Origin of the sequence: Streptomyces sp. SudanB182_2057 (assembly GCF_964272715.1) — a bacterium.
GTDB classification, from domain to species: domain Bacteria; phylum Actinomycetota; class Actinomycetes; order Streptomycetales; family Streptomycetaceae; genus Streptomyces; species Streptomyces rubradiris.
In genome coordinates, this window is sequence record NZ_OZ186798.1 from 4,623,604 (window position 1) to 4,645,900 (window position 22,297).

Annotated in this window: 21 protein-coding genes and 1 tRNA gene; 10 read left to right on the forward strand and 12 right to left on the reverse strand. The window is 72.3% G+C overall.

All coding sequences use genetic code 11. From position 1 onward, the window contains the following. Positions 1-50: 50 nt before the first annotated feature. The 4 genes from ACSURM_RS20305 to ACSURM_RS20320 all read left to right on the forward strand — a co-directional run bounded on the left by ACSURM_RS20305 (position 51) and on the right by ACSURM_RS20320 (position 4,788). The gene (locus ACSURM_RS20305; protein ID WP_436956856.1) at positions 51-455 is read left to right on the forward strand and encodes a PPOX class F420-dependent oxidoreductase; all 405 of its coding nucleotides are present in this window, start codon (positions 51-53) and stop codon (positions 453-455) included. Between the two features lie 58 nt (positions 456-513). After that, complete coding sequence (gene cysS / locus ACSURM_RS20310) at positions 514-1,917, forward strand: cysteine--tRNA ligase (RefSeq protein WP_436956858.1); 1,404 nt, start codon at positions 514-516, stop codon at positions 1,915-1,917. Positions 1,918-2,005: 88 nt separating this feature from the next. Next, the gene (gene rlmB / locus ACSURM_RS20315) at positions 2,006-2,947 is read left to right on the forward strand and encodes a 23S rRNA (guanosine(2251)-2'-O)-methyltransferase RlmB (protein WP_436956859.1); all 942 of its coding nucleotides are present in this window, start codon (positions 2,006-2,008) and stop codon (positions 2,945-2,947) included. Between the two features lie 149 nt (positions 2,948-3,096). Then, positions 3,097-4,788, forward strand: a complete 1,692-nt coding sequence (locus tag ACSURM_RS20320) for a DoxX family protein (RefSeq protein ID WP_436956861.1) — start codon at positions 3,097-3,099, stop codon at positions 4,786-4,788. A 105-nt stretch (positions 4,789-4,893) separates the two neighbouring features. Here ACSURM_RS20320 and ACSURM_RS20325 read toward each other — a convergent pair whose 3' ends face one another. The 3 genes from ACSURM_RS20325 to ACSURM_RS20335 all read right to left on the reverse strand — a co-directional run bounded on the left by ACSURM_RS20325 (position 4,894) and on the right by ACSURM_RS20335 (position 7,531). Beyond that, a complete protein-coding gene (locus ACSURM_RS20325; RefSeq protein WP_436956862.1) occupies positions 4,894-5,625 on the reverse strand; it encodes a nucleotidyltransferase family protein in 732 nt (243 codons plus the stop codon). A 126-nt stretch (positions 5,626-5,751) separates the two neighbouring features. Continuing rightward, the gene (locus tag ACSURM_RS20330; RefSeq protein WP_436956864.1) at positions 5,752-6,213 is read right to left on the reverse strand and encodes a hypothetical protein; all 462 of its coding nucleotides are present in this window, start codon (positions 6,211-6,213) and stop codon (positions 5,752-5,754) included. 181 nt (positions 6,214-6,394) lie between these two features. Next, positions 6,395-7,531, reverse strand: a complete 1,137-nt coding sequence (locus ACSURM_RS20335; protein ID WP_436956865.1) for an ABC transporter ATP-binding protein — start codon at positions 7,529-7,531, stop codon at positions 6,395-6,397. 207 nt (positions 7,532-7,738) lie between these two features. Between ACSURM_RS20335 and ACSURM_RS20340 the strand changes: the two genes are divergently transcribed. Further along, a tRNA-Thr gene (locus tag ACSURM_RS20340) sits at positions 7,739-7,812 on the forward strand. Positions 7,813-7,904: 92 nt separating this feature from the next. On the opposite strand, the gene ACSURM_RS20345 is transcribed toward ACSURM_RS20340, so the two are convergent. Further along, positions 7,905-8,870 carry an alpha/beta hydrolase family protein gene (locus ACSURM_RS20345; RefSeq protein WP_436956866.1) on the reverse strand — a complete coding sequence of 322 codons (966 nt, stop codon included), beginning with the start codon at positions 8,868-8,870 and terminating at the stop codon, positions 7,905-7,907. Positions 8,871-9,038: 168 nt separating this feature from the next. On the opposite strand from ACSURM_RS20345, the gene ACSURM_RS20350 reads away from it, so the two are divergent. Then, on the forward strand, positions 9,039-9,635 hold the full coding sequence (locus tag ACSURM_RS20350) for a TetR/AcrR family transcriptional regulator (RefSeq protein ID WP_436956867.1): 597 nt from the start codon (positions 9,039-9,041) through the stop codon (positions 9,633-9,635). 88 nt (positions 9,636-9,723) lie between these two features. On the opposite strand, the gene ACSURM_RS20355 is transcribed toward ACSURM_RS20350, so the two are convergent. Further along, positions 9,724-10,611, reverse strand: a complete 888-nt coding sequence (locus ACSURM_RS20355) for an aminoglycoside phosphotransferase family protein (protein ID WP_436961142.1) — start codon at positions 10,609-10,611, stop codon at positions 9,724-9,726. 22 nt (positions 10,612-10,633) lie between these two features. Here ACSURM_RS20355 and ACSURM_RS20360 point away from each other — a divergent pair, with 22 nt between their 5' ends. Further along, positions 10,634-11,287 (forward strand): rhomboid-like protein, encoded by a 654-nt coding sequence (locus tag ACSURM_RS20360; protein WP_436956869.1) that lies wholly within the window; start codon positions 10,634-10,636, stop codon positions 11,285-11,287. Positions 11,288-11,297: 10 nt separating this feature from the next. Further along, a complete protein-coding gene (locus ACSURM_RS20365; RefSeq protein ID WP_436956871.1) occupies positions 11,298-12,704 on the forward strand; it encodes an NAD(P)/FAD-dependent oxidoreductase in 1,407 nt (468 codons plus the stop codon). A 127-nt stretch (positions 12,705-12,831) separates the two neighbouring features. Here the strand turns inward: ACSURM_RS20365 and ACSURM_RS20370 are convergent, their stop codons facing one another. Beyond that, a complete protein-coding gene (locus ACSURM_RS20370; RefSeq protein WP_436956873.1) occupies positions 12,832-13,992 on the reverse strand; it encodes an FAD-dependent oxidoreductase in 1,161 nt (386 codons plus the stop codon). Between the two features lie 122 nt (positions 13,993-14,114). Here ACSURM_RS20370 and ACSURM_RS20375 point away from each other — a divergent pair, with 122 nt between their 5' ends. Next, a complete protein-coding gene (locus ACSURM_RS20375; RefSeq protein ID WP_436956875.1) occupies positions 14,115-14,807 on the forward strand; it encodes a pentapeptide repeat-containing protein in 693 nt (230 codons plus the stop codon). A gap of 67 nt (positions 14,808-14,874) precedes the next feature. Here the strand turns inward: ACSURM_RS20375 and ACSURM_RS20380 are convergent, their stop codons facing one another. Together ACSURM_RS20380 and ACSURM_RS20385 are read right to left on the reverse strand one after the other, a co-directional pair. Beyond that, complete coding sequence (locus tag ACSURM_RS20380; protein WP_436956876.1) at positions 14,875-16,266, reverse strand: M1 family metallopeptidase; 1,392 nt, start codon at positions 16,264-16,266, stop codon at positions 14,875-14,877. Between the two features lie 91 nt (positions 16,267-16,357). Continuing rightward, positions 16,358-16,729 carry a beta/gamma crystallin domain-containing protein gene (locus tag ACSURM_RS20385; RefSeq protein WP_051815512.1) on the reverse strand — a complete coding sequence of 124 codons (372 nt, stop codon included), beginning with the start codon at positions 16,727-16,729 and terminating at the stop codon, positions 16,358-16,360. 284 nt (positions 16,730-17,013) lie between these two features. Here ACSURM_RS20385 and ACSURM_RS20390 point away from each other — a divergent pair, with 284 nt between their 5' ends. Beyond that, on the forward strand, positions 17,014-17,514 hold the full coding sequence (locus ACSURM_RS20390) for a hypothetical protein (protein ID WP_436956878.1): 501 nt from the start codon (positions 17,014-17,016) through the stop codon (positions 17,512-17,514). A gap of 66 nt (positions 17,515-17,580) precedes the next feature. On the opposite strand, the gene ACSURM_RS20395 is transcribed toward ACSURM_RS20390, so the two are convergent. The 4 genes from ACSURM_RS20395 to ACSURM_RS20410 all read right to left on the reverse strand — a co-directional run bounded on the left by ACSURM_RS20395 (position 17,581) and on the right by ACSURM_RS20410 (position 22,278). Continuing rightward, positions 17,581-20,835, reverse strand: a complete 3,255-nt coding sequence (locus tag ACSURM_RS20395; protein ID WP_436956880.1) for a SpaA isopeptide-forming pilin-related protein — start codon at positions 20,833-20,835, stop codon at positions 17,581-17,583. A 126-nt stretch (positions 20,836-20,961) separates the two neighbouring features. Next, on the reverse strand, positions 20,962-21,162 hold the full coding sequence (locus ACSURM_RS20400; RefSeq protein ID WP_436956881.1) for a DUF397 domain-containing protein: 201 nt from the start codon (positions 21,160-21,162) through the stop codon (positions 20,962-20,964). A gap of 82 nt (positions 21,163-21,244) precedes the next feature. Beyond that, positions 21,245-21,445 (reverse strand): DUF397 domain-containing protein, encoded by a 201-nt coding sequence (locus ACSURM_RS20405; protein ID WP_436956883.1) that lies wholly within the window; start codon positions 21,443-21,445, stop codon positions 21,245-21,247. A gap of 11 nt (positions 21,446-21,456) precedes the next feature. After that, on the reverse strand, positions 21,457-22,278 hold the full coding sequence (locus tag ACSURM_RS20410; protein ID WP_436956885.1) for a helix-turn-helix domain-containing protein: 822 nt from the start codon (positions 22,276-22,278) through the stop codon (positions 21,457-21,459). Positions 22,279-22,297 lie beyond the last annotated feature (19 nt).

Here is a 22,297-nt window from a genome sequence, read left to right on the forward strand (position 1 = left end):
CGAGGGTACTCTCACGACCGTCAGTGACCGCTGGAAACCGGAGGGTACCCATGTCCGCCGCACTGTCCGACGAGCTCAAGTCCCTGCTCGACACCCCGGTGTTCGTCACCATCGCCACCATCCAGCCCGACGGCAGCCCGCAGCTTTCCCCCGTCTGGGTGGCGCGGGACGGCGACGACCTCCTCATCTCTACGACGGTCGGCCGTCAGAAGGAGCGGAACCTGCGCCGCGACCCCCGTGTGACGGTTCTGCTCCAGCCCTTCGACGCGCCGTACACGTATGCCGAGATCCGCGGCACCGCGGAGATCACGACCGAGGGCGGCCAGGAACTCATCGACGAACTGAGCCGCAAGTACACCGGCAAGGACTACGCGGACTTCAACCCGGCGTCGAAGGAGGACGCTCAGCGGGTCGTCGTACGGATCACGCCACGGAAGGTCGTCGGCCGCCTCTGAGATCGCGCATCCCGGAGAAGGGCGTGAGGCACTCTCTCACGCCCACTACTCTGGAGTGGTGACGATTCGCCTGTACGACACCAGCGCCCGGCAGATCCGTGACTTCACCCCGCTCAAGCCGGGCTGTGTCTCGATCTACCTGTGTGGCGCCACCGTGCAGGCGGCCCCGCACATCGGCCACATCCGCTCGGGCCTCAACTTCGACATCATGCGCCGCTGGTTCGCCTACCGCGGCTACGAGGTGACGTTCATCCGCAACGTCACCGACATCGACGACAAGATCATCACCAAGAGCCACGAGCAGAACCGGCCCTGGTGGTCGATCGGGTACGAGAACGAGCGCGCGTTCAACGAGGGCTACACCGCCCTCGGCTGCCTCCCGCCGACCTACGAGCCCCGCGCCACCGGCCACATCACCGAGATGACCGAGATGATGCGGGGCCTCATCGACCGCGGGCACGCCTACGCGGCCGACGGCAACGTCTACTTCGACGTCCGTTCCTTCCCCCGCTACCTGGAGCTGTCCCGGCAGGAGCTGGACAACCTGCTCCAGCCGTCCGGCGAGGGCGAGACCGGCAAGCGGGACCCGCGCGACTTCGCCCTGTGGAAGGCGGTCAAGCCCGGCGAGCCGAGCTGGCCGACCCCGTGGGGACCGGGCCGCCCCGGCTGGCACCTGGAGTGCTCGGCGATGGCCCACAAGTACCTGGGCAGCGCCTTCGACATCCACGGCGGCGGCCTGGACCTGATCTTCCCGCACCACGAGAACGAGATCGCCCAGGCCAAGGCCTACGGCGACGAGTTCGCCCGGTACTGGGTGCACAACGCCTGGGTCACCATGGCCGGCGACAAGATGTCCAAGTCGCTCGGCAACAGCGTCCTGGTCGGCGAGATGGTCAAGCGGTGGCGCCCGATCGTGCTGCGCTACTACCTGGGCACCCCGCACTACCGCTCGATGATCGAGTACAGCGAGGAGTCCCTGCGCGAGGCCGAGTCCGCGTTCGCGCGGATCGAGGGCTTCGTCCAGCGGGTCACCGAGCTGGCCGGCAAGACCGTCGAGCCGGCCGCCGAGGTCCCGCCCGCCTTCGCCGAGGCGATGGACGACGACCTGGGCGTCCCGCAGGCCCTCGCCGTCGTGCACACCACCGTCCGGCAGGGCAACAGCGCCCTCGCCGCCGACGACAAGGACGCCGCCGTCGCCCGGCTCGCCGAGGTCCGGGCCATGCTCGGCGTCCTCGGGCTCGACCCGCTCGACGCCCACTGGGCCGGCGAGAGCGGCGACCGGGGCGAGGACCTCCAGGACGTGGTCGACAGCCTCGTCCGCCTGGTCCTCGACCAGCGCGAGGCCGCCCGCGCCCGCAAGGACTGGGCCACCGCCGATGCCATCCGCGACCAGCTCAAGGAGTCCGGACTGGTCATCGAGGACAGCCCGCAGGGCCCGCGCTGGAGCCTCGGCGCGCGTTGACCCGCGACTGATCGACTGTGCCGCCCGGCCCTCCGGGCGGCACACTGCATAAGACGTACGTACGACGCCTCACGGAGACAGGTAACTCATGGCCGCGAACAACCGCCGCATGTCCGGCAAGAAGGGCGCGCAGGTCGGCAGCGGCGGCAAGCGGCGCCGGGGCCTGGAAGGGAAGGGCCCGACCCCGCCCGCCGAGATGCGCAAGGGACACGCCAAGCAGCGCGCCGCCGCGGCCAAGGCCCGCCGCGCGCAGGGCCGCACGCCGCAGCGCCGGGGCGCCGGCCGGTCGACCTCCGAGCTGGTCGTCGGCCGCAACCCGGTGGTGGAGGCGCTCCGCGAGGGCGTCCCCGCCTCCACGCTCTACGTCCAGCAGTTCATCGACAGCGACGAGCGCGTCCGCGAGGCCCTCCAGCTCGCCGCCGAGCGCGGCGGCATCAACCTCATGGAGGCGCCGCGCCCCGAGCTGGACCGCATGACCAACGGCCTCAACCACCAGGGCCTGGTCCTCCAGGTCCCGCCGTACGAGTACGCGCACCCGGAGGACCTGCTCGACGCCGCCGCCGAGGAGGGCGAGGACCCGCTGGTCGTCGCCCTGGACGGGGTCACCGACCCGCGCAACCTCGGTGCCGTCGTGCGCTCGGTCTCCGCCTTCGGCGGCCACGGCGTGGTCGTCCCCGAGCGCCGCTCGGCCGGCATGACCGCGGGCGCCTGGAAGACCTCCGCCGGTGCGGCGGCCCGGACGCCGGTCGCCCGCGCCACCAACCTCACCCGGACCCTGGAGGCCTACAAGAAGGCCGGCCTCACGGTGGTCGGCCTGGCGGCGGACGGCGAGGCCGAACTCGGCGATCTGGAGGCCCTCCAGGGCCCGGTGGTCATCGTGGTCGGCAGTGAGGGCAAGGGCCTGTCCCGCCTGGTCGGCGAGACCTGCGACTTCCGGGTGCGCATCCCGATGCCGGGCGGCGCGGAGTCGCTCAACGCGGGCGTGGCGGCCGGCATCGTGCTCTACGAGGCCGCGCGCAGGCGGAGCTGACCGACGGCCCGGGCGGGCTGAACACCCGTCCAGGGCCTCACCCTCGCGGGGTGATTCGGGTGGCCGTACGGCGTGGGGCACGGCCTTGACGGGGTCCGGACACATCCGGGCGGTCAAAGCAGTGTCCTAACACCACGTCACTCGGTTAGATGAGTGTGGACACCAGAACACCCCGCACACCCACGGGGGACCGCTCGTCGGGCTTCGACGACGCTCCCGCGCTGAGCATGGTGAAGGTGCCGAGCGATCCGGCGCAGGTCATCGTCAATCACGCCAGCTTCCGCGTGCAGTTGGGCGCGTCGGCGAAGGGCACCCAGTCCCCCCGGATCACCCGGCACCTGCACGCCACCGGCCAGGAGACCGCCCGCAAGCCGGTCCTGGGCACGGCGGGCCGGGCGGCCGACGCCGCCGGCCGCCGCCGCCCCGTCGTCTGGAGCGGCCGGTCGGCCCCCGACGACACCGGCGCCCACCGGCTCCTCCAGGCCGTGCGGGGCAGCAGCGTCCGCCACGCCGACGAGCCCGAGGCCGGCGCCACCCAGGTCATCCCGCGCGTCCAGACCGGCTACGCCGACACCTACACCGAGCTCGACCAGACCGTCGAGACCCCGGTCGTGGGCCACCAGCGCACCGCTCCCGACGCGGCCGGCGCCACCCGTCTGCTGCCGCACATGCGCACGGTCACCGGCGCCTACGACCCCCCGGACGACCCCGAGGCCGACACCGGGGCGTACGAGACGTACCCGGCGGACCCCGGCTACGACGAGGACGCGGACGATCCGCGCCGCTCCCGCCGCCAGGGCGACGACCCGTCCCGGCACGCCTACTACCCCGGCCGCCGGATGAACCTGGGCGTGGTCCTGCTCCCGCTGCGGATCTTCCTGGGCTTCATCTCCATCTACGCCGGCATGGGCAAGCTGTGCGACCCCGTCTACTTCGACGGCGGCGAGCGCGGCTCCATGGTGAAGTGGCTCAACACCCTGCACCCGTGGGACGTGGCCGAGCCGCTGCGCCAGTTCGCCCTCCAGCACCCGGTCGGCTCCGGCCTGGTCATCGCCTTCCTCCAGGTCGTCGTCGGCGTCCTGACCATCCTGGGCTGCTGGCAGCGCGTGGCCGCGGTGGTCGGCGCGCTGCTCTCGGCCGCCCTGATCGTCACCGTCAGCTGGAAGACGGTCCCGGCCTACGACGCGCCGGACATCATCTACCTGGCCGCCTGGTCCCCGCTGATCATCGCCGGTGCCCCGGTGTACTCCGTGGACGGGCGGCTCGCGGGCAGCGCCTGGCGGCGGCTCGGCCCGCGCTCCGACATCTGGGAGCTGCGCCGCTATGTGCTGCGCCGGGGCGCGCTGATCACGGCCGTCACCGTCGGACTGACCCTGCTGATCGGCTCCCTGCTGGGCGGCGCGGTCCGCGACTCCGGGCGCGTGGTCGTCCCCGGCCCCGGCGAGGCCCCCCGCAACCACCTGCCCGGCTCCCCGCTCCCGCAGGAGCCCGGCAAGCGGCACAAGAAGACGGTGGCGCCCTCCGCCGCGCCGACGGGGGGCGCCACGGCCGGCACGAGCCCGTCCGGAGCGGCGACCCCGCCCGGCACCGGCCGCGCCACCGCCGGCGCCACCACCGCGGCCCCGACCCAGACCACGGGCACCACGGGCCAGGTCCCGCCCCGCCGGTCCGTGCCGACGGGCGGCGTGCCCAGCACCACGGCGGGCCCGACCAGCACGGGCGGTACGACCGGCACCGGCGGCACGACGTCGACCGGCGGCGGCACCACCGGCAGCACGTCGGACGGCGGCGGCAGCACGGCCACCGGCCAGCCGGGCCTGGTGGGCGGCCTGCTGGGCTGACGAAGACGGCGAAGGGGCCCCGCACCGGTGAGGTGCGGGGCCCCTTCGCGTACGGGACCGCCCGTTTCGTCGTACGAGGGTCTGCCGGTTCGTCGTACGGGGTCGCTACCGGCTCAGCGCCGCCAGCTCCTTGGCCGCCTCGGTCAGGTCCTTCGCCGTGTCGATGGCCCGCCAGTACGCCCCCTGGGGGAGGGGGAACCCGGCCAGCTTGTGCTCCCGGGCCAGGCGGGGGAACGTCGTGCGCTCGTGGTCCCCGCGCTCCGGCAGCAGGCCGGCGAACTCCGGGGAGAACACGTACACGCCCGCGTTGATCTCGAACGTGGACGGCGGTGCCTCGATGAAGTCGGTGATGTGCCCGAACCCGTCGGTCTGGACCGCGCCCCAGGGAATGCGCGGCCGGGCCAGCGCGAGGGTGGCGACGGCGTCCCGCTCGGTGTGGAAGTCGGCCATGTCCCGCAGCGAGAACCGGGTCCAGATGTCACCGTTGGTGGCGTACCAGGGCCGGTCGGGGTGGGGCAGGTGCGCGGCGGCGTAGCGCAGGCCGCCGCCGCGGCCGAGGGGCTCGCTCTCCACGACGGTGGTGACGGAGACGGGCAGGTCGGCCGAGTCCAGCCACTTCTGGAGGACGTCGGCGAGGTGGCCGCACGAGACGACCACGTCCGTGACACCCTCCTCGGCGAGCCAGGTGAGCTGGTGGCCGATGATCGGCGTGCCCGTGCCGGGGATCTCGACCATCGGCTTGGGCCGGTCGTCGGTGTACGGACGCAGCCGCGAGCCCTGGCCACCGGCCAGGACCACGGCTTGAGTGGGGCGCGACGCGGCGCTCGGATGGGTCATGACCGCACTGTACGTGGCGCCCCGGCGCGGTGCGGCGGCGGCAGCGACTGGCGCGGAGCCGCCGCCGGCCGGTCGCGTCGGCGGGGTGGGTCCGGTCGTGTGCGCGGGTACGCGCGGTGGTCCGCGTCAGCTGTGTGCCGCCAGGACGCCCGTGGCGAAGGACGTGTCGCACACGGGGCGGGCGTAGGACTGGGCGCGCGAGGCGCCGTAGATGCGCACCGCGGCCGTGCCGAGGGCGCGGGCGATGGAGGAGCAGTGCCGGGCGAGCGCGGGGCGTCCGTTGACGGCCCGCTGGAGGTGGGTGAGCACCGCTCCGGGGTCCTTGTGCTGGAGTTCGCCCATGAGTTGCTCGCGGAGCACGTCCTCGGGCGCGCGGGCGGCCGTCCGCGCGGGGATCGCCGCCGATGTCACGTCGGAGGCGGCCAGCACCGAGTCGGTGGGGCTGCCCGTCCAGTTGACCCGGGTGACCGCGAGGGTCCCGGACAGCACCATGAAGACGGGCAGGACGAGGGCGAGGGTGCGGCCGATCCGGCGGGCAGGGCCGCCCCGGTGGCCGCGTCGCGTCTGTGGGGTGGTGGAGTGCTTCACGCGTGTGAGGGTAGCGCCCGGTAATGACAAGGAGACACTGCGTCACCCTTTTGGGGGATGAGAAGGCGGGGATTTCCGGGTAACGGGTTGACGATCCACCCGTCGGAGACCGCCCGGGCCGCCCACGGGAAGAGCCCCGCACGCTCTCGGCGTACGGGGCTCTTCCCGGTGTCGCGGGCCGTCAGTCGGACAGCCGCTCGCCGGTGGACGTGGAGAACACGTGGATCTCGCCCGGCCGCGGCACGACGTGCAGCGTGGAGCCCTTGTCCGGGATCTGCCGGCCGTTGACGCGGACGACCAGGTCCTTGACCTCGCCGCCGACCTCGGCGGAGCCGTACACATAGCCGTCGGCGCCGAGTTCCTCGACGACGTTGACCGACACGGCGAGGCCGGCCGGGGCGTCGGCGGTGTCCTTCGACAGGGACGCGGCGGCGCCGCCGTTCAGCTCGACCACGTCGAAGTGCTCGGGACGGACGCCGACGGTGACGGTGCGGTCGCCCTTGTCGGCGGCGGCCTTCAGGGCCTCCCGGTTGACCGGGACGACGCTGTTGCCGAACTTCACGCCGCCGTCGGTGATCGGGACCTCGACCAGGTTCATGGCGGGGGAGCCGATGAAGCCGGCGACGAAGAGGTTCGCGGGCTTGTCGTACATGTTCCGCGGCGAGTCGACCTGCTGGAGCAGACCGTCCTTGAGGACCGCCACGCGGTCGCCCATCGTCATGGCCTCGACCTGGTCGTGGGTGACGTAGACGGTGGTGATGCCGAGCCGGCGCTGGAGCGAGGCGATCTGCGTACGGGTGGAGACGCGGAGCTTGGCGTCCAGGTTGGACAGCGGCTCGTCCATGAGGAAGACCTGGGGTTCGCGCACGATCGCGCGGCCCATGGCGACACGCTGGCGCTGACCGCCGGAGAGCGCCTTCGGCTTGCGGTCCAGGTACTGGGTCAGGTCGAGGATCTTCGCGGCCTCCTCGACCTTCTGCCGGATCTCCGCCTTCGGCACACCGGCGATCTTGAGCGCGAAGCCCATGTTGTCGGCGACCGTCATGTGCGGGTAGAGGGCGTAGTTCTGGAACACCATGGCGATGTCCCGGTCCTTGGGCGGCAGGTGCGTGACGTCGCGGTCACCGATGCGGATGGCGCCGCCGTTGACGTCCTCCAGGCCCGCGAGCATCCGCAGGGAGGTGGACTTGCCGCAACCGGACGGGCCGACCAGGACGAGGAACTCGCCGTCCTCGATCGCGATCTCGAGCGCGTCGACGGCGGGTTTGTCGGCACCCGGGTAGATCCGGGTCGCCTTGTCGAACGTGACTGTGGCCATGGTGAATGGGCCCCCTTCTACCGGCAGGAACGTGCCGGACGATCCGTTGTAGGAAGGTGGTTGGCGTAGTCCACCGGGGTGAACTGGACCGAGACGCTACCTGGCGATCACCGGCCCTGTCAGTACCCCGGCCCCGGTGAACTTCGCGGAAATTTTCGACAGGCCCACCGCCAGACCTGGGTACACTGCACGAGCACCCAGGTGCGTGCCTCCTTAGCTCAGCTGGTCAGAGCGCCGCTCTTGTAAAGCGAAGGTCGTCGGTTCGAATCCGACAGGGGGCTCTTCGAACACCGTCTTCACCTGGGGTTTCTCCCTCGGGGAGGCGGTTCACCCGGCCTCGGACTCCTTGTCCGGGGCCGTTTCGCGTGGTGGCCTACTTGGACTCGACGCGTCCTACCGGGTCGGGGCCGGTCGTCAGTGCCTCGCACGCGGTGGCCCACGCGGGGGTGCCGGGGTGGAGCCGGGTGCTGAGGTAGGCCGCGGTGAGCCGGGCGAGGGCGGCGACGCGTTCGGGGTTCTCGTCCGTGGTCTCGGCGGCGTCGTATCCGGCGATCCCGCCGAGTCCGTGCTCCGCGTCGAACAGGGTGAGCAGGGTCTTGGGGCCGGGGGCGAGGGTGTAGGGGTCGGCGTGCCAGTCCGGCCCCATGTCCGTGAAGTGCCGGGAATCGTCCTTGTCGCCGGCGACGACCAGCGCGGGTGCGGTCATGGTGGAGAAGTCGACGGCTCCGATGACCGGCCACTGCTCGGCCATCGGTCCGTTGAGGACGTCGCCGCCCCTGCCGGGCGCGGCGAGCAGTACGCCCGCCTTGATCCGGGGGTCGGCGAGGTGCACCACGCTGCCGGTCTCGGGGTCGGCGAGCCCGGCGCCCAGCAGAAGGGCGGCGGTGAAGCCGCCGAGCGAGTGTCCGGCGACGGCGATCTTGGCGGGGTCGATCCGCCCCGCGAGCCGCGGCACGGTGCGCTCTATCGCGTCGAGCCGGTCGAGGATGTGGGTCATGTCCTCGGCGCGGGAGCGCCAGAAGTCGGGTGCGCCGGGCGCGTCGGCGACCAGGTGGCTCAGGGTCCGGGAGGTGAGGTGGGTGGGCTGGATGACGACGAATCCGTGAGCGGCCCAGAAATTGGCGAGCGGCGCGTAGCCGTTGAGCGAGGAGAGGTTGTTCGAGGGGCCGTGACCGTGGGACAGGAGGATGACGGGGAGGTCGGTTCCGGTCGCGGGCGCGGAGACGCGCACTTCGAGGTCCACGGGACGTCCGGGCACGGGGAGGACTACGGGGCTGAAGGACAGGACCGGGACGGGTGCGCCCAGGTCGACGGTGCTGGTGGCGGTGGCCGTGCTCACGATATGGGTTCCCTTCGGTGGCACATGCCGCCCGCCGGTCTCCTGCGACCGGCGGCGGGGCATGGCGGTCGGGAGCGGCCCGCTTCGGCTAACCTGAAACGGAACATCGCTCCGTTTAATATTCGGAGCGGTGCTCCGCTTTGTCAATCGGTGTCGAAGGGATACGTGATGGCCACCGAGAGCCCGGCAGGGGATTCACCGTCCCGAGGCAAGCGGGCCGACGCCCGGCGCAACCGGCAGACGGTGCTCGACGCCGCGGCCGAGGAGTTCGTCGCCTCCGGCGTCGACGCGCCGATCCGCCGGATCGCGGCACGGGCGGGCGTCGGGATGGCCACGATCTACCGCCACTTCCCGACCCGGGCGGATCTCGTCACAGCCGTCTACCACCACCAGATCGAGGCGTGCGCCGAGGCCGGCCCGGACCTGCTGGCCCGTGCCGGCTCACCGCTCGAGGCACTGCGCCAGTGGATCGACCTCTTCGTCGACTTCTTGGTCACCAAGCACGGCCTCGCCGACGCCCTGCAGTCCGACAACGACCGCTTCGCCGCGCTGCACGCCTACTTCCTCGACCGCCTGCTGCCCGTCTGCGCCCGACTGCTCGACGCCGCGGTCGAGTCCGGCGAGATCAGGCCCGGCACACAGCCGTACGAGCTGATGCGCGGCATCGGCAACCTCTGCGTCGGACGCGACGACGACCCCCGCTACGACCCCCGGCGCCTGATCGCCCTCCTCCTCCAGGGACTTGAGCGGCCTCATGCGTCCTGATGCGCGGGGCGGCGCCGGTTTGAGGTGTCCGGGCCTCCGCCGGGAGCTCCGGTACGCCCGGGCGGGACGCGCTCCCGCCCGGGCCTTCTCAGGCCAGCAGGCGGGCGATCTCCAACTGGCGGGGCTCGATGGGGCGGCCGTCCTCCACGTCCCACAGGGCGTTCTGCAGCAGCCGGCCGTAGGTCCAGGCGCGGGCCCGGTCCCGGTCCAGTCCGAGGACGTCGGTCATCGCGTCGAAACGCCAGCGGACCTCCGTCGCCTCGAACCGGTTGTCCAGGGCGGGCCACAGCTCGAAGCCGGGGTCGCCGGCCAGCGGCTTGGGGTCGATGGCGAGCCAGTCGGCGCGCTCGGCGGCCAGCACGTTCTCGTCGTGCAGGTCCCAGTGCAGCAGCCGGTCGCCGGGCTCGCCGGCGACCTCGCGGACCGCGGCGGCGCAGTCGGCGACGATCCGGCGGACCTCCGGGTCGGGGATGCGGCCCAGCGCCCAGCGGGTCCGCTCCAGCATGCCCGCGGCGATGTCACCGAGGCGGCGCAGGCCGGGCGGGGCCGGGAAGGACGTCAGATGGGCCAGCAGCCGGGCGATGACCAGGACCGCCTCGCGGGTGTCGGCGAGCCCCGCCAGCATCCGGTTCTCGTCCAGGCGCTCCAGCAGCATGGTGCCGGTGGCCGGGTCGTGGTCGAGGAGCCGTACGGCCCCGTCGCCGTCCCAGGCGCGCAGCGCGACCGGCTCGCCCTCGCTCTCCTCGTCGAGCAACTGGAGCTTGAGCACCGCGCGGACGCCGTCGGCGCGGACCACCGGCAGCACCAGGGCGCTGACGCCGTTCATCGAGGGCCCGTCGAGCCGGAGCCCCCAGCGGTCCAGGAACTCCGTCGCGAGGTCCGGCAGCGCGGCGATGAACGCCTTGCCCGCCGCCCCGTTGTACATCTCCTGTGCCTCGGCCAGTTCCCCGGGGATGTCGATCACGAGCCGGACCATACCCGCGTGCGTCAATCGGTTCATGCGAATTAACCGGGGCCTGAACGGGGTGCGGGCGTACCTCCGTAGTGCTCCCGGCACCCATGTGTGGCTGGCGGTCCTCTTCGTCACGACCGTCGCGCTGCACTCCATGCCGCCGGAGTTCGAGGAGAACTTCCTGCGGCACCGGTCGACCAACCTGCACGAACTGTCGCGCGACCCCGTGCGGGTGCTGGTGGCGAGCGCGATGTGGATCGAGAGCGGGCACTGGCTGCCGTACGCCTTCCTGTACACGGTGTTCCACGCGCCGGCCGAGCGCTGGCTGGGCACGGCCCGCTGGCTGGCGGTGTGCGCGCTGGCCCATGTGCCGGCGTCGCTGGCGAGCGAGGCCCTGCTGCTGGCGGCGATCCGCACGGGCCGGGCCCCGCCCTCGGCCGTCGACACCCTGGACATCGGGGTGAGTTACGCGCTGGCCGGGGTGATCGCGGTGCTCGGGTACCGGATCGCGGCGCCCTGGCGGTACGGGTATCTGGCGGCGGTGCTCGCCGTGTTCACGCTGCCGCTGGCCGCCGGGCCGACCGTCACGGACGTCGGCCACCTTCTCGCGGCGCTGTCCGGCCTGGCCTGCCATCCGCTGGTCGTAGGGCGCGGAAAAGCATGGAATCCGAAGGAGACACCGGCCGTGCCCAGGGGTTAACGTCCCGGCCATGAACAGCTCGGCGAGCAGTGCCGTCAACGGCGGCGTCTCCTTCTGGTACGCGGACGACGGGCTCCCGGCGGTGCGCGAGCCGCTGACCGGGGACGCCGCCGCGGACGTCGTCATCGTCGGCGGCGGGTACACCGGCCTGTGGACGGCGTACTACCTGAAGAAGGCGGCGCCCTTCCTCCGGATCACCGTGCTGGAACAGAAGTTCTGCGGGTACGGGGCCTCCGGCCGCAACGGCGGCTGGCTGTACAACGGCATCGCGGGCCGGGACCGGTACGCCCGGCTGCACGGCCACGAGGCCGCCGTACGGTTGCAGAAGGCGATGAACGACACGGTCGCCGAGGTGGTCGCGGTCGCCCGCGCGGAGGGCATCGACGCCGACATCCATCCCGGTGGCGTCCTCGAAGTGGCCACCACTCCGGCGCAGTTGGCGCGGCTGAAGTCGTTCCACGCGCACGAGCTGGCCCACGGCGAGACGGACCGGGAGCTGTACGGCGCCCGCCAGACCGCCGAGCGGATCCGGGTCGCGGACGCGGTCGGCTCCACCTGGACCCCGCACGGCGCCCGGCTGCACCCGGTGAAGCTGGTGAAGGGGCTCGCGGCGGTCGTGGAAGCGCTCGGGGTGACCATCCACGAGTCGACACCGGTGACGGAGATCCGCCCCAAGCACGCGGTCACCCCCTACGGCACGGTCCGCGCGCCCTACGTCCTGCGCTGCACCGAGGGCTTCACCGCCGCCCTCAAGGGCCAGCGGCGGACCTGGCTGCCGATGAACTCCTCGATGATCGCGACCGAGCCGCTGACCGGGGAGCAGTGGGCGGCGATCGGCTGGGCGGGCCGCGAGACCCTCGGCGACATGGCGCACGCCTACATGTACGCGCAGCGCACCGCCGACGGCCGGATCGCGCTCGGCGGGCGCGGGGTGCCGTACCGCTTCGGCTCGCGCACCGACAACGACGGCCGTACCCAGGAGGCGACCGTCGCTGCGCTGCGCGAGATCCTGACCCGCTTCTTCCCGTCCCTGGCGGGCGTGCGGATCGAGCACGCCTGGTCGGGGGTGCTCGGCGTGCCGCGCGACTGGTGCGCCACCGTGACGCTGGACCGCTCGACCGGGCTCGGCTGGGCGGGCGGCTACGTCGGCTCCGGCGTCGCTACCGCCAACCTGGCCGCCCGCACCCTGCGCGACCTGGTCCGGCAGGACTCCGGCCAGGGCGGGCGGACCGAGCTGACGGAGCTGCCGTGGGTGGGCCACCGGGTCCGCAAGTGGGAGCCGGAACCTTTCCGCTGGCTGGGCGTGCAGGGCATGTACGCCACCTACCGCGCGGCCGACCGGCGCGAACGCCGCTACCCGGACACCCGGTCCTCACGGCTGGCCCGCCTGGCGGACCGGGTGGCGGGCCGCCACTGACCCGGGCCGGTGACCGGGTCGCCGGCGGACCGCCGGGGTGCGGCGCGGACGACGGTGACGAGACCGGTGACGCTCCTTGCGTCCGGCGGCTCCTGGCGGCTTCGGCCCGGTGGCTTCGGCCCGTGGGTCAGGCCCGCATACGGCCGAGGGCGGGGCGGCCCAGGATCAGTGACACGGCGGTGACCGCGCTGGTGAAGGACACCTCCGCGAGCACGCCCGGGGCCGCCACCTGGTCGCCCACGAGGTACACCCCGTCGCCGCGGTCCACGGCCGGCCGGTCCCGCCAGCTGCGGCCCGGCAGGTCCACGGCCCCGGTACGGCCGTCCGCCACGGCCTCCCGCCGCCAGGTCAACCGCTCACGCCAGCCCGGGAACCCCAGGTCGAGCAGGTGCTCGGCGCGAGCCACACCGACGGCCCGCGACTCGTCCGGCCCGACCGGGAACTGACCCTGGACCAGCTGCTCCCCGGCCGGGGCGAGGGACGGGTCCTGCGCGGTGAACCGCTCGATCCAGCCCGGCGCGTCCAGGTCGGAGACGACGAAGGCGTCCCCGCGCCGGGTGCGTACGGCGAGGTCGACGAGGACGGTACGGCCGCCCGGCCAGGTCAGCGAGTCGTCGTGGAGCAGCCGCCGGGCGGCGGGCAGGGCGGTGGCGACGACGACCGGAGTGTGCTCGGGCAGGGTGTCCACACGGGCCCCCGTCTCGATCCGCACGCCCATGTTCCACGCCCGCGCGGCCATCCGGTCGATCACCGCGCCCCAGCCGCCGCGCGGATAGTGCGCCTCCGGCGGCAGCTTGGCGGCCCGGCGCAGCCGCTCCTGCACGAAGGCGGCGGACAGGCTGCCCGGGGAGTGGTGGAAGAGGGCCACGGCCGCGTAATGGGCCGCCGCGCGGGCGCCCTCCTCGCCGGCGATCCCGGTCGCCCAGCTCAGGAAGTCGGTGTCGACGGGGGCCGGGCCGAGCCGGGGCCGCAGGAGCTTGAGCATGGCGAAGGGCGGGGTGCGGCGCAGCACGCCGTGGTGGCGCAGCCGCAGCCGGGCGGCCTCCAGGGGCGGCAGCGGGGCGAGCGGGCCGAGCAGGTCCCGCTGCCGCAGCCAGGTCCAGTGCGGGCCGCCGGAGTAGACCGCGTGCGGCCCCTCGTTGGTGCGGTACGGCCCTGGTGCCGTCCGGGCCCGCCCGCCCAGGGTGCGGTGGGCCTCGTACACGGTGACCTTGGCCCCGGCCTCGGCGGCGGTGATCGCGGCGGTGAGCCCGGCGAAGCCGCCGCCGATGACGGTGATGTGACGCATGGAGTCTCCTGAGGTCGGTCCGTCTCCTCCGGGGATACGACGTCCGGTGCCCCTCCGCGTGTGACATCCCGGAGATTTCGCAGGTCAGGCGGATTGTCAGTGGCAAGGTGCAGCATGGGTGCATGGTGAGGCGAGCGACGGAGGGCCGGCCCGGGGGCCGGGCGGCGGTACGGGGCGCGCGGCGGCCGGAGCCGCGACTGCCGGCCCTGGACCCCTGGGACGGCGGCGCCCTGGAGCCGGACGGGGACTACGACGGGCTGGAGTTCCGGGACCTGGACCTGGCCGGGCAGGACGCGCGGGGCGCCCGGTTCATGGACTGCGCGCTGACGGGCTGCGCGCTGGACGAGACGGCGCTGGGCAGAGCCCGGGTGCTGGACTCGGTCCTGACCGGCCTGCGCGGGGTCGGCACCGGGTTCGCGGAGGCCACGTTCCGCGATGTCGAGCTGGTCGACGCGCGGTTGGGCGGCACCCAGATGCACGGGGCGGTGCTGGAGCGGGTCGTGGTCCGGGGCGGGAAGATCGACTTCCTGAATCTGCGCGAGGCCCGGCTGAAGGACGTCGTGTTCGAGTCCTGCGTGCTGGTCGAGCCGGACTTCGCGGGGGCGCGGCTGGAGCGGGTGGAGTTCACCGACTGCGCCCTGAAGGGGGCTGACTTCGGCAACGCGACGCTGGCGGACGTCGATCTGCGCGGCGCCGCGCCGCTGGAGATCGCCCGGGGCCTGGACCGCCTGTCCGGCGCGGTGATCGGGACGGGCCAGCTGCTGGACCTGGCCCCGCTGCTGGCGGCGGAGCTGGGCATACGGGTGACGGACTGAGCCGCGGCGGCGGGGCCGGGGGCAGGCCGGTCGGTGGTGGGTCCGGCGGTAGGCGCGGGTGCCGGGCTCAGGCGTGGTCGGGCTTGCCGTCCCCGTACAGCCAGTCCTTCCAGAGGGTGCGGAAGTCCTTCCCCGGGGCCTTCTTCTCCACGTAGCGGACGAAGTCGGCGGTGTCGGCGGTGCCGTGGCGGTGGGCGGCGGCCCAGCCCTGGACGATGTCGTAGAAGGCGTCGTCGCCGACGGTCCGGCGGATCTTGTGGATGATCATCGCGCCGCGCTGGTAGACGGGGGCGTCGGAGATCCGCTCGGCGCTCGTGGGCCTGGCCGGCGGGAAGGCCCAGATGTCGTCGGGGCCGTCCTCGTAGAGGCTGGTGAAGGTCTCCTGGGCGGTGGGCCCGTCGTGGTCCTCGTCGTAGAGCCACTCCGCGTAGGTCGCGAAGCCCTCGTTGAGCCACATGTCCCGCCAGGACGCCGGGCCGACCGAGTCGCCGTACCACTGGTGGACAAGCTCGTGCACCAGGGTGGAGACGTCGGGCGGGCCGGGGAAGACGGGGCGGGTCTGGGTCTCCAGGGCGTAACCGGCATCACCCGGGCGGGCCACGATCGCGCCGGCGGAGGAGAAGGGGTACGGGCCGAAGTTGTACTCCGCCCAGTCCAGGATCTCCGGGATCTTCGCGAGCACGTCGGCGCTCGCCGCTGTCTGGCCGGGGTCGACGGCTGTGACGACCGGCAGGCCGTGCGGGCCGGTGGTGCGGGTGATCTCGTAGCGGCCGATGGCGACGGTGGCGAGGTAGCTCGCCATGGGCTGGGCCGACTGCCAGCGGTAGGTCGTGCGGCCGCCCTTCGTGGTCTGGTCCACCTGCTCGCCGACCGAGACGGCCTTGAGGCCCTGGGGGACGGTGACCGCGATGTCGTAGGTCGCCTTGTCGGAAGGGTGGTGGTTGCCGGGGAACCAGGCCATCGAGCCGACGGGTTCGCCGAGGGCCAGGGCGCCGTCGGCGGTGGGCAGCCAGCCCTCCTTCGAGCCGTCGGGGTCGGTGAGGGTGCGCGGGGTGCCCGAGTAGCGGACGGTCGTGCGGAAGGTCTCGCCCTTGCTGAGGTCGGTGTGCGGGCGGACGGTGAGTTCCTGCCCGGTGCGGTTCCAGCGGGCCTGCTCGCCCTCCACGCGGACCGAGTCGACGTGCAGTCCGGCGAGGTCGAGGTCGAACGCGGAGAGGTCCCGGGTGGCCCGTGCCGTGATGATCGCGGTGCCGGTGAGCCGGCGGGTGGCCGGGGTGTAGTCCAGGGCGAGGCTGTAGTGCCCGACGTCGTAGCCGCCGTTGCCGGCCTTCGGGAAATACGGGTCGCCCACGCCGGAGCCGCCCGGGGCGCCCCGGACCCCGGCGTCGCACGCGGTGCCGGTCAGGGCGAGGGCCAGCAGCGCCGCGACGGCCGGGACAAGGCGTACCGATCTGGACATGTCAGTGATCTTAGGCGGGCGGGGGGTACGACGGTGGGGCGTACGGCGGGTGGGGGCGTGCCGCCGCTGAACGTGTCGGCGTGTCGGCGCCTCAGAAGATCTGAATGGACGTGATGTTCGGCGGCCGGGTGGGGTAGGTCACGATGTTCCAGCGGCTGATCTTGACGGTGGAGCCGTTGGCGTCGTTCATCTGGATGTCGTTGTTCCCGGTGGAGATCTTGTCCACCCAGGCGCCGGCTCCGAGACTCATGGTTCCCGCGTTGGCGGCGCAGTATTCGAAGGGCCCGTTGGGGCCGACGATGATCGGACGGCTGTAGTGGCCCCAGATGTGCAACAAGTCGTCACTGGTGCAAGGCGTCTGGTTCATGGCGTGCGCGGCGTTCACCGGAGTCGCGACGGCGAGGCCCGCGGTCAGTAACGCTACGGCCAACAGGTTCCGGGTGGTCTTCCTGGCGGTGGGCACGATGTGACATCTCCCTGAGGGGTCGGGCGCGCTGCGTGAGCCGGGGTTCGTCCCGAACGGTGAGGCAACTGCCCCGCCGGGCGGGACGGTCGGCCCTTGTGCGCCTCAATCCTGGCTCAGCGCTGTGTCGGCCAGGAACGGCACGTGATGTTCTTTGCCTTCCCTTTGTACGGGCCCGGTGGAGCGGGGCCGTGGGGTGTACGGCGGGTGGTCCCGGGTGGGCGTGGGGGTGTCCGGGAGGGCCGACAGCGGTTCCGGGCGGACCGGCGTGACACCATCTCCCCGTGCTCGACATCGGCTATGCCCTCTCCAACCGGTTCCCGGATCCGCCGCAGACCGACTACCGGCGCGCGGACGCGCACGCGCTGCGGCACGACCTGTTCTGCGGGGACGTCTATCTCGCGGACACCGAGACCGACCGGGAGCTGTCCACAGCCTGGGGATGGGTGCCGGTGCTCGACTTCGCGTGGGCGCTGTGCGACATCGTCGAGCTGCTGGACCGGGACCCGATGGGCTCCCGGGCCGCCCGGCCGCAGCGGGCCGAGCTGGACTTCACCGAGTCCACCGACCGGATGCTGTTCGAGCGCCGCTTCGGCTGGGTCGACATCACCTCCGACTGGACCCCGGCCGAGGAGTCCCCGCTCTCCTTCTCCCACGCCGAACTGCGCCGGGAGGCCCGGGACTTCCTGCACGACCTGCTGGCGGACCTCACCGACATGCACGAGGACCTGGCGGAGAACCCGGTGATCTGGACCCTCCAGGCCCGCTTCCCGCGGGTGTCGTAGGGGGCCGGACAGGAGAGCGCCCCCTCCGGCGCACGGCATCCGGAGGGGGCGCGTCGGAACACGCCGCTACTTGTCTCCGTACTCCTTGCCGGAGTCGCCGTAGCCGTCCGGGGCTCCGCAGCCTGTGCCGGAGTCGCCGTAGCCACCGGAGTGTCCGGAGCCGTCGCCGTAGCCGTGGTCGCCGGACTTGCAGGGCCTGTTGCTGAGCCGGACGACGATGCCGTCCTCGGCGTTGTCCTCGGTCAGCTCGTGCGGACCGCTGACCGGGTTGTCAGGCAGCTCGTAGCCCTCGGGCACGGCGACCTCGCGCACGTAGTACTCGCCGAGCGGGAGGTCGTCGAAGGTGCAGTCGCCCCGGGCGTCGGTGGAGCAGCTCTGGCCGATGCGGGTGTCGGGATGCGTGCCGGAGGTCTGCAGCCCGGCCACCGCGTTGGTCTCCTTCCACAGTTCGAAGACCGCGCCCGCGAGGGGCTTGCCGTTCTTGGCGTCGGTCTTCTTGACCTTGAGGGTGCCGTCCGTGTCCGGCTCCTCGGTGCGGGTGTTCTCCGCGGTGATCCGTACGCCGTCGTCGGCGTTGGCCTCGGTCAGGACCAGGGGGCCGAAGACGTTGGGGTTGGGGAGGTCGTAGCCGTTGGGGGCCGCGGTTTCGCGCCAGTAGTAGGTGCCGGGTGCGACGGTGCGGGTGCAGAGGCCGGCTGTGCCGGTGGTGCAGGTGCCGCCGACCTGGGTGTCGGGGTTGGTGCCGGTGGTCTGGAGGCCGGGTGTGCCGTTGGTCTCGCGCCACAGCTGGAAGACGGCGCCGGCGAGGGGGTCGCCGGTCTGGGCGTCGGTCTTTTCGACGCTGACTTCGCCGGTGACGGGCTGGGGTTCGTCGGTGCGGGTGTTCTCCGCGGTGATCTGTACGCCGTCGTCGGCGTTGGCCTCGGTGAGGGTCAGGGGGCCGAAGACGTTGGGGTTGGGGAGGTCGTAGCCGTTGGGGGCCGCGGTTTCGCGCCAGTAGTAGGTGCCGGGTGCGACGGTGCGGGTGCAGAGGCCGGCTGTGCCGGTGGTGCAGGTGCCGCCGACCTGGGTGTCGGGGTTGGTGCCGGTGGTCTGGAGGCCGGGTGTGCCGTTGGTTTCCCGCCAGAGCTGGAAGACGGCGCCGGCGAGGGGGTCGCCGGTCTGGGCGTCGGTCTTTTCGACGCTGACTTCGCCGGTGACGGGCTGGGGTTCGTCGGTGCGGGTGTTCTCCGCGGTGACCCGGACGCCGTCCTCCGCGTTGGCCTCGGTCAGGACCAGGGGGCCGAAGACGTTCGGGCTCGGCAGGTCATAGCCCTCGGGGGCCGCCGTCTCACGCCAGTAGTAGGTGCCCGGTGAGACCGTCCGCGCGCACACGCCGTCCGTGCCGGTGGTGCAGGTGCCGCCGACCTGGGTGTCGGGGTCGGCGCCGGCGGTCTGGAGCCCGGGAGTGCCGTTGGTCTCCTCCCACAGCTCGAATTCCGCGCCCTCCAGCGGTGCTCCGGTGTCGGCGTCGGTCTTGTCGACGTGGACCTCGCCGGTGACGGGCTGGGGTTCCTCGGTGGGGGTGTTCTCGGCGGTGGTCCGGACGCCGTCCTCTGCGTTGGCCTCGGTGAGGGTCAGGGGGCCGAAGACGTTCGGGTCGGGGAGGTCGTAGCCGTCGGGGGCCGCGGTCTCGCGCCAGTAGTACGTGCCGGTCTCCACCGTCCGTACGCACAGGCCGTCCGCGTCGGTGGTGCACACCCCGCCGACCTGGCTGTCGGGGTCGGCGCCGGCGGTCTGGAGCCCGGGTGTCCCGTTGGTCTCCTCCCACAGCTCGAACTTGGCGCCCTCGAGGGGATCACCGGTGTCGGCGTCGGTCTTGACGACGCTGACTTCGCCGGTGACGGGCTGAGGTTCGCCGGTGGGGGTGTTCTCGGCGGTGGTCTGGACGCCGTCCTCGGCGTTGGCCTCGGTGAGGGTCAGGGGGCCGAAGACGTTCGGGCTCGGCAGGTCGTAGCCCTCGGGGGCCGCCGTCTCGCGCCAGTAGTACGTGCCGGTCTCCACCGTCCGCGCGCAGAGGCCGTCCGTGCCGGTGGTGCAGGTGTCACCGACCTGGGTGTCGGGGTCGGCGCCGGCGGTCTGGAGCCCGGGCGTGCCGTTGGTCTCCTCCCACAGCTCGAATTCCGCGCCCGCGAGCGTCTCCCCGGTCTGGGCGTCGGTCTTGACGACGCGGACCTCGCCGGTGACCGGCTGCGGCTCGTCGCCGCAGTCCGGCAGGTCGCCGTCGAACGGGTACGCGTGGAACTCGACGCCCGTCTGCGGGCTGGTGTGGGTGAGCGAACCGGTGGTGAGGAAGCGGCCGTTCATACCGGGCAGCGACACCGTGGTCATGGACGCCTGCTGGCCGACCAGCACACTGCCCTGGAACTGGCCCGTGCCGATCAGGTCCACCGTGGTGGCGTCCGGGAAGTTCCACAGCAGGCGTTCGCGGTAGGCGTTCAGCGGGTCGGTCGCGTCGTCGATGCCGCCGCTGTAGGTGTTGATGATCCGGTTGTCGCCGACGATGTTGACCAGGATGGTCGCGTTGTCCGGGATGTTCGCGAAGGCGATGCCCTGCTGGCCTCCACCGGGTCCGGTGAGGTCGAAGTCGACGTTGAACACCTGGAGCGCGGAGGTGCCGTCACCCGTGAACAGCGTCTGGTAGCCCTGGTTCACCGCCGTACCGGTGGCCGGGCGGGGCGACCCGTCCACACGGGCGTAGCACTGGCTCGCGGCGGTCAGCTGGTCGCGCAGCGGCAGGTACGGCTCCGCGGCGTCCGGGTCGTGGACGAGGGTCCCCACCACCGTGCCGGTCACCGTGCCGCCGTACCGGACGACCCCGCCCTCGGCGAGCAGCCGCTGGCCGGGGGCGACGGTGATGTCGTCGCCGGTGGTCAGGAAGTCCGCGCCGTCGGGCGGTGGCACCCGCGAGCCGACCCCGGCGATCCCGATGTCGTAGACGGCGCTGCCGCCGGTGTCCTTGGCCATGTCGAAGTCGTCCAGGACGACGACCCGGCCCTCCGCCTCCGCGGCCCTGCCCCGGACGAGGAAGTCGTCGCCGACGAAGATGTTGATGCCGTTGTCCCGGCCGGCGAAGGGGCCGTTGTTGATGCCCGGGAAGGGGTCCGGGCAGTCCCCGGGGACGCAGGGGCCGAGCCCGCCCGGCAGCGGGGCGGCCTGGGCCTGGCCGGCTCCCACGCCGAGGAGCAGGGCGGGGGCCATTCCCGCCACGAGTGCGCAGGCCAGCCCGGCCCGGCCCAGTCTGGGCCGGAGAGCCGCCACACGGTTTCCGATGAAATGCATGTCCCACAGGCTTCGCCGCGGGGACCGGCGCGGCGGGGACGACATTCCCGGACCGGACCGCTGTCACGCGGACGGCCCGCACACGTTCGGCCCGTCCGACGCGACATGCGGGCCAGGCGGGTGTATTCAGACGCTCTGGTCGGCGGCGTACGCGATGAAGGAGGACCAGGTGCGGGTGGTGAAGTTCAGTACGGCGCCGTCGGTGTTCTTGGAGTCGCGGACGGGGACCGTGTTGTGAGTGGCGGCGAGGTTGGTGGCGACCTCGATGCACTGACCGCCGTTGCCGCTGTAGGAGGACTTGAACCAGCGGGGGGCCTCGGACGTCATGGGGTGCCCTTTCATGCCGCTTCGGTGGAGAGCGCGCCTCCCCCTACTACAGCGGAAGGAGGAGGCGGTCGCGAGCGTGCTTTCAGACGCTCTGGCCGGCGGCGTACGCGATGAAGGAGGACCAGGTGTCGGCGGCGAAGTTCAGTACGGCGCCGTCGGTGTTCTTGGAGTCGCGTACGGGGACGACGTCGTGGGTGGAGGCGAGGTTGGTGGCGACCTCGATGCACTGGCCGCCGTTGTTGCTGTAGGAGGACTTGAACCAGCGGGGGGACTCGGTCGTCACGGGGTGCCCTTTCATGCCTCTTTGATCACGGCCACCGATGCAGCCTGGGGCAGAGCATCTGCCTGCAACTGATGGTAGCCCGCCAACAGCGGTAATACGGCTGCCGTTTCGCGCTCCAGGTGGCCTCGAGTCTGGGATTCCGCGTACGCGATCACGGACAGGTCCGGCATCGTCAGTAAGGTCATGGGCAGGTCGAACGGGCGACGCTCCCCCATGTCGAAGGGGGCGATCTGGAGCACGGTGTTCGGCAGCTCGGCGAACTGCATCAACCGGTCGAGCTGGGCCCTCATGATCTTCGGGCCGCCGACCTGTCTGCGGATGCAGCTCTCATCCATCACCACCAGCATCGTGGGGAGGCGGGGGTGCTCCAGGGCCGCCTGCCGTTCCGCCAGGAACGAGACTCGTTCCTCCGCTTGTTCGGGCGTGATGGTCCCTCGGTGCACGGCACTGTCCGCCAGGACGCGCGCGTACTCCGGTGTCTGGAGCAGGCCGGGGATGATCCCGATCTCGTACAGCCGGATTTCCGCTGCCCTGCCCTCGTGCTTGACGAACTCGGGGAAGCCTTCCAGCAGGTTGCCGTGCCGGATCTGCCGGTACTCGCGCTCGAACGAGTCCGCGCTCCCCGTGAGGCCGAATGCTCTGTCCGCGCTACGCGAAAAGCGAAGGGTCGGAGGCTTCCGACCAGTTTCCACGGCCGAAATATGCACGCTGGAATATTCCGTCAGGGTAGCCAGGTCCTCCTGCGTCCAGCCGCGGGCTTCCCGCAGGCTGCGCAGACGTGCTCCGTACGCCGCTTGCGGCGACGCGTCGGGGTTCAACTCCTTGCGGTTCAACAGTCGTTCACCAACCTTC

Coding starts and splice junctions, on each gene's coding strand:
- ACSURM_RS20305 (WP_436956856.1), top strand. CDS start 51: ATGTCCGCCGCACTGTCCGACGAGCTCAAGTCCCTGCTCGACACCCCG.
- rlmB (WP_436956859.1), top strand. CDS start 2,006: ATGGCCGCGAACAACCGCCGCATGTCCGGCAAGAAGGGCGCGCAGGTC.
- ACSURM_RS20320 (WP_436956861.1), top strand. CDS start 3,097: ATGAGTGTGGACACCAGAACACCCCGCACACCCACGGGGGACCGCTCG.
- ACSURM_RS20325 (WP_436956862.1), bottom strand. CDS start 5,625: ATGACCCATCCGAGCGCCGCGTCGCGCCCCACTCAAGCCGTGGTCCTG.
- ACSURM_RS20335 (WP_436956865.1), bottom strand. CDS start 7,531: ATGGCCACAGTCACGTTCGACAAGGCGACCCGGATCTACCCGGGTGCC.
- ACSURM_RS20350 (WP_436956867.1), top strand. CDS start 9,039: ATGGCCACCGAGAGCCCGGCAGGGGATTCACCGTCCCGAGGCAAGCGG.
- ACSURM_RS20355 (WP_436961142.1), bottom strand. CDS start 10,611: ATGGTCCGGCTCGTGATCGACATCCCCGGGGAACTGGCCGAGGCACAG.
- ACSURM_RS20360 (WP_436956869.1), top strand. CDS start 10,634: ATGCGAATTAACCGGGGCCTGAACGGGGTGCGGGCGTACCTCCGTAGT.
- ACSURM_RS20365 (WP_436956871.1), top strand. CDS start 11,298: ATGAACAGCTCGGCGAGCAGTGCCGTCAACGGCGGCGTCTCCTTCTGG.
- ACSURM_RS20370 (WP_436956873.1), bottom strand. CDS start 13,992: ATGCGTCACATCACCGTCATCGGCGGCGGCTTCGCCGGGCTCACCGCC.
- ACSURM_RS20375 (WP_436956875.1), top strand. CDS start 14,115: ATGGTGAGGCGAGCGACGGAGGGCCGGCCCGGGGGCCGGGCGGCGGTA.
- ACSURM_RS20380 (WP_436956876.1), bottom strand. CDS start 16,266: ATGTCCAGATCGGTACGCCTTGTCCCGGCCGTCGCGGCGCTGCTGGCC.
- ACSURM_RS20395 (WP_436956880.1), bottom strand. CDS start 20,835: ATGCATTTCATCGGAAACCGTGTGGCGGCTCTCCGGCCCAGACTGGGC.
- ACSURM_RS20400 (WP_436956881.1), bottom strand. CDS start 21,162: ATGACGTCCGAGGCCCCCCGCTGGTTCAAGTCCTCCTACAGCGGCAAC.